Genomic DNA, 4,410 nt, shown 5'->3' with positions numbered 1-4,410 from the left:
GGCTGGGAAACAGCAGCGCGCTACCGGGGGTGGTGACATAGGTGCACCCGGCCGGCGAAGTCAAGATCAGTGTCCCATCGGCCAGCTGTTTCTCCGTCCAGCCCCAGAACGTCTTCACCAAATGATGGCAGCGACTGGCTAAATCACACTTTTAACATAAGCGGGGTCAGCCGTGCATGTCCTGGTTATGCACTCTAGAAAGATGCCCGGTCAGCAGGTTCGAATCCTGCCGGGGGCACCATCTGACCAGTGCAGATGTAACTCCGCGCAAGATTTGCACAACTAAGAGGTTGGGCCACAACGTCGGTGACGGGCCAGGACGACCACGGAGTTCAAATCCAGCCCGCCGAACCCAACTAGCTGAAAAAGCATCAATGCGCCAGCGGGCGCCCTAGCCTCGGCGGTTGTGAGCCTCGAAACCGCAATACTCCTCTGGCTGTTCTGTGCAGCCATCGGGGCGGCAATCGCGAAGTCGAAGAATCGCAACTGGACAGAGGGCTTACTACTTGGCGGGTTGCTGGGCGTGATCGGCGTCATCATCGAGCTTTTCCTGCGTGCCCAATCTCCCGGCCTACCGCTATCCGGCTGGTACCCCGATCCCGCGGGGACCGGCAGCCAGAGATATTGGAATGGCAGGGAATGGAGTGACCTGCCGCCGCGCCCTAATGGAGAGCCGCGGCCCCAAGCAGTCGACGGGCTGGCCGCGGTGCAGGCACAAACCAAGAAGTGCCCGGACTGCGCGGAAACCATCCTCGTCGATGCCAAAATATGCAGGTACTGCGGGCATCACTTCCCCACCACAAACGCCAGGTGCTTTAAGTGCAACCATGTCCAGGCGGTGCTGACAAGCGAAACCGAGTTCACATGCGAGCAGTGCGGTCAGCACCTAAAGCGCCACACCGCACCTCCCGCAGCAGGGAATTAGAGGGCTTAGAACAACGCCGGGTCGGCGAGGATGACGCTGGGCGGCACGTCACCGATGCGTGTCAGAACAATGGGTGAGCCGTCCCGGCATTTCCGGAGACTCTCCCGACTTGGGAGGATTCGAGTTATGGGACGTCGCAGCATCGGCCGGGCGGCGCCCAGTGCTCCAACTGCTGCCGACATGACGACCTGGATCATCGGGGCTCAACTGGCGGTCATCATCACCGATCGGTGATAGGCGCGACCCCCATCGACGCCGCGGGCTATGTCATCCCGTTCGGCCCGGGTACGCCGAGCAGCAGGCCGCCGTTGCCGCCTTGTCCGACGGTGCCGTCGGCGAAGTAGCTGTTACCGCCGGCGCCGCCGTTGCCGATCAGCAGGGCATTGCCGCCATCTCCGCCTTTAGAGTGGTTGGCAGGGACATCGAAGCCAGCAGCCCCGGCGCTCCCGCCGCTCGTATTGGCGACTTGGGGCGAGGGCGCGGCGGTCACCTGGCAGGCCGGTCAGCACCAACCAGATGCTTTGAGCGCAGCGGTGATTGCGTTCGACACGTTGAGCAGCGCCGCCGGGCAGCAGATGGTCATTGCGGCTCCGGTGGGCTGTCTCGGCGATCCCGTCGACCGGGCGGTGATGGGGTCGCTGGCGAGGACGCTGGGCGACCGTGCTGCGGTCACGTCAATGTCGGGTTGCTTGCGGCGACGGCTGGATGGTGGCCGCTCGGCCTAGGACCTCCGGGGAAATCACCGGAAGTTTGAAAGCACGACGCCAGTGCGGCGACGACGAACCATGCCCGGCGGCTCATCGCAGCACCTCTTTACCGACAGGCTGGGCCAGCAGCCACGCGGTGATGGTGGCTCACCACCACCAGCTCCACCAGTGCCACGGATGCCACCAGTCCCCCGGGCCCCAAAAGCCGTCGTCATCGCCCCACCAGGGGTTGTACCACCAGGGGTGGCCCCACCAGGGGTGGCCCCACCAGGGGTGGCCCCACCACCACCACCAGGGGTGGCCCCACCAGCCGTGGCCCCAGCCACCGTGGCCCCAGCCGTGGCCCCAGCCACCATGGCCCCACCAGCCGTGGCCCCAGCCACCATGGCCCCAGCCACCATGGCCCAAACCGCCGCCGCCGTGGCCTCCTCCGCCGTGGCCTCCTCCGCCGTGGCCGCCGCCGCCGTGGCCTCCTCCGCCGTGGCCTCCTCCACCGCCGGGGCGGGTCGGGATCACACCTGGGCCGAGCGGTGCGCCGCCGTGGGGCCCAGCAGTTTCGAAACTTGTGGCGTGAGCGGGCGCGGGGGCGGCCTGTGCACCGGGGATACCGCCGAACAGCATCGCTCCGGCTAGCGCGCCGGTACACACTGCGCCAGCCGCAGCACAGCGGATCGATCGCAGTGAAAACATCATCAGGGAGTCTCCTTCCGAAACCTTGGTGCTGACCACCAAGAACGGGACTCACCGATTAGAAGGCAAACAATAGTTCTAGCACAAGATAATGTGGTGAATTGATCTCAATTCTGTGCTGGCTGTCGGGCGATTCACCTAAATTGCGTCTTTCAGGTGTCTATCTTGCAATTATGTTTATTTACATCTTTTGTTTATTTACGTCTTTCAGGACGTCCGTGGATAGCATGATCAGTATCTCCTGAACCAGAGTAAGCCCAGCTTAAGCGCCATATATTGAGGTACTGACCTACGCACTTCTGCGTTTCAGTACTTCATGATCTGCGCATTTATGTGCCCAAATAATAGAAACAACAGAAACAACCGTCGCGTTACCAATCGTGCGCCCCGGCGTGGCGCTGTTTGGCGCCCTCGCGGGCCCACGCCGAATCGAGCCGCCAATCGTCGACCACCGCGTCGGCGCTCAGCAGGTTGCGCCCGAAGTGGCACGCCTGCTGCGGCGTGAGCCGTATCGGGGCTGCCGAGGTAGGAAATTGCGCCGGTCGGATCGATCCACGCCACGGAAGCGCCCCGCGATTCGACGCGACTCAGCCTATGAGCTGAGCGGCCACCGTCGCGCCGAGGTTCCAGCAACTCTCGACGTCGGCCTTCATCAGTTCGTCGCCACGCCGCCGAGCGCACGGTCCAGAAGAACGGCGAAACCGAAGTACAGGTGGCTCAGCCCGACGATCGAGATCAGGCCGCTGTACTTGTAGTACGCCTCATGGAACGGGTCAGCCAGCAGGTTGTCCAGCTCGTCTCTCGCGTCCCCGAAGTGCAAGGAGTCCCCGTAGTTGAAAGTGCGGATCAGCTCGTCGGGGTTGACGTTTCCATAGCTCACCGGTTTGTCGAGGGTGGCGTTGCTCGCCTTGAGTGCGGTCAGCGTCTGGAGGGTGTGGTTCATCAGCTTGCCCCGCGCAGCTCGCCACTGCAGAACCATCCCCTTGATCGCCGCCTGCTGATCGTCTGCCAACGTCTTCATCGCCTTGAACAACGCATTGTGAGCGTTGGTAAAGCAGGCAGGCTCGCCGTCGTTGTGAAGTTGGCGGAACGCGGCGGATGCACCCAAAAAGCTCTCATCGCTCGGGTAGTCCACCACCCGTACATACCAGTCGTTCGTGGCCGGGTTCTTGCCGACCGACAGTCTGGAGTCGTCGTTGATGATGCTGAACCCGGCAAGCCGCCTGCACATCTCGATATACCTCTCCACTCCTGCGCGGTCTTCCCCTTGCAATGGAATCTGCGGGAATGCGTAGGGGTCGGGCAGGTTGAAAACGTAGTCCAGCTTCTCCCAGTGGTGGCGGAATCCCTTGCCTCCGTCCCAGCCGTACTGCTGCAACGGCGGGTCGAAAGCTAACGGTCGGGGATGGATCATGTCCTCGACCGGTGTCGCCTTGAACTCCACGGTGTTGCAGTCGATGTTCACAATCTTGTCGGTGATCTTCAGCGACAACTGGATCGCTGGGGCGTCTGCGGGTGCGCCCTCTCGGGGCCGCCAATCGACCGATATGTACTCCGAGTCGGACAGCATTTTCGGTGTCAGCGGGCCGTCGGGGCTTTCAGGCTCATGCGGCCCCATCCACTTGGGCTTCCGCTCGGTGGTCTCGCTCTGGCGCTTCGCGGCGGCGTCCGGCTTCGGCTTCAGTTCCCGATTCGGCGGACGGTCTGCCGGACGGCGGCGCTGCGACTCGGCAAGCTGCTTATCTCGTTGCTTGGCGCGCTTTTTGTCGCCCCTCTTACCCACGGACCAGAAGGTACGCCGTACCGCCGACAAGCCGTGGCAACAGACTGGTCGTCGGCGATATTTCTGCACGGTTTTCATACCGCTACATCGTCTTCTGAAAACCTTCTGGGGCTGGCGGGACTGACAACTGCCGGACGGCATCTGAGACACACCCCTTGCCTGTATCCGCTAGGGGCACCTAGGCAATGGCGAGCACGTGATTCCCGGCGATCCAGTCGTCAATATGGCCCATGGTGACTGGTAAAGCCGTCCCCGGGGACCGGTGGGATTTCTCGCGCCGCTCCGACTCGCCGCGGTGATCTGGT

General features: G+C 62.9%; 5 protein-coding genes and 1 tRNA gene. 3 read left to right on the top strand and 3 right to left on the bottom strand.

Annotation, left to right across the window (positions count from 1 at the left end):
- Positions 1-169 precede the first annotated feature (169 nt).
- A tRNA-Ser gene (locus tag ACLP9N_RS12300) sits at positions 170-241 on the top strand.
- 165 nt (positions 242-406) lie between these two features.
- Positions 407-925 carry a zinc ribbon domain-containing protein gene (locus ACLP9N_RS12295; RefSeq protein ID WP_442407666.1) on the top strand — a complete coding sequence of 173 codons (519 nt, stop codon included), beginning with the start codon at positions 407-409 and terminating at the stop codon, positions 923-925.
- A gap of 262 nt (positions 926-1,187) precedes the next feature.
- Here ACLP9N_RS12295 and ACLP9N_RS12290 read toward each other — a convergent pair whose 3' ends face one another.
- On the bottom strand, positions 1,188-1,415 hold the full coding sequence (locus ACLP9N_RS12290; protein ID WP_442407665.1) for a hypothetical protein: 228 nt from the start codon (positions 1,413-1,415) through the stop codon (positions 1,188-1,190).
- Positions 1,416-1,458: 43 nt separating this feature from the next.
- On the opposite strand from ACLP9N_RS12290, the gene ACLP9N_RS12285 reads away from it, so the two are divergent.
- Complete coding sequence (locus tag ACLP9N_RS12285; RefSeq protein WP_442407664.1) at positions 1,459-1,650, top strand: hypothetical protein; 192 nt, start codon at positions 1,459-1,461, stop codon at positions 1,648-1,650.
- Positions 1,651-1,779: 129 nt separating this feature from the next.
- On the opposite strand, the gene ACLP9N_RS12280 is transcribed toward ACLP9N_RS12285, so the two are convergent.
- Positions 1,780-2,325: a hypothetical protein gene (locus ACLP9N_RS12280; protein WP_442407663.1), complete on the bottom strand. Its 546-nt coding sequence runs from the start codon at positions 2,323-2,325 to the stop codon at positions 1,780-1,782.
- Positions 2,326-2,974: 649 nt separating this feature from the next.
- Positions 2,975-4,105 carry a hypothetical protein gene (locus tag ACLP9N_RS12275; RefSeq protein ID WP_442407662.1) on the bottom strand — a complete coding sequence of 377 codons (1,131 nt, stop codon included), beginning with the start codon at positions 4,103-4,105 and terminating at the stop codon, positions 2,975-2,977.
- Positions 4,106-4,410 lie beyond the last annotated feature (305 nt).

Source organism: Mycobacterium sp. (assembly GCF_052144515.1).
GTDB lineage: Bacteria > Actinomycetota > Actinomycetes > Mycobacteriales > Mycobacteriaceae > Mycobacterium.
This window is presented reverse-complemented; position numbering and strand designations above follow the sequence as displayed.

Excerpts from the sequence above, each read along its gene's own strand:
- ACLP9N_RS12280 (WP_442407663.1), bottom strand. The coding sequence starts at position 2,325 with ATGATGTTTTCACTGCGATCGATCCGCTGTGCTGCGGCTGGCGCAGTG.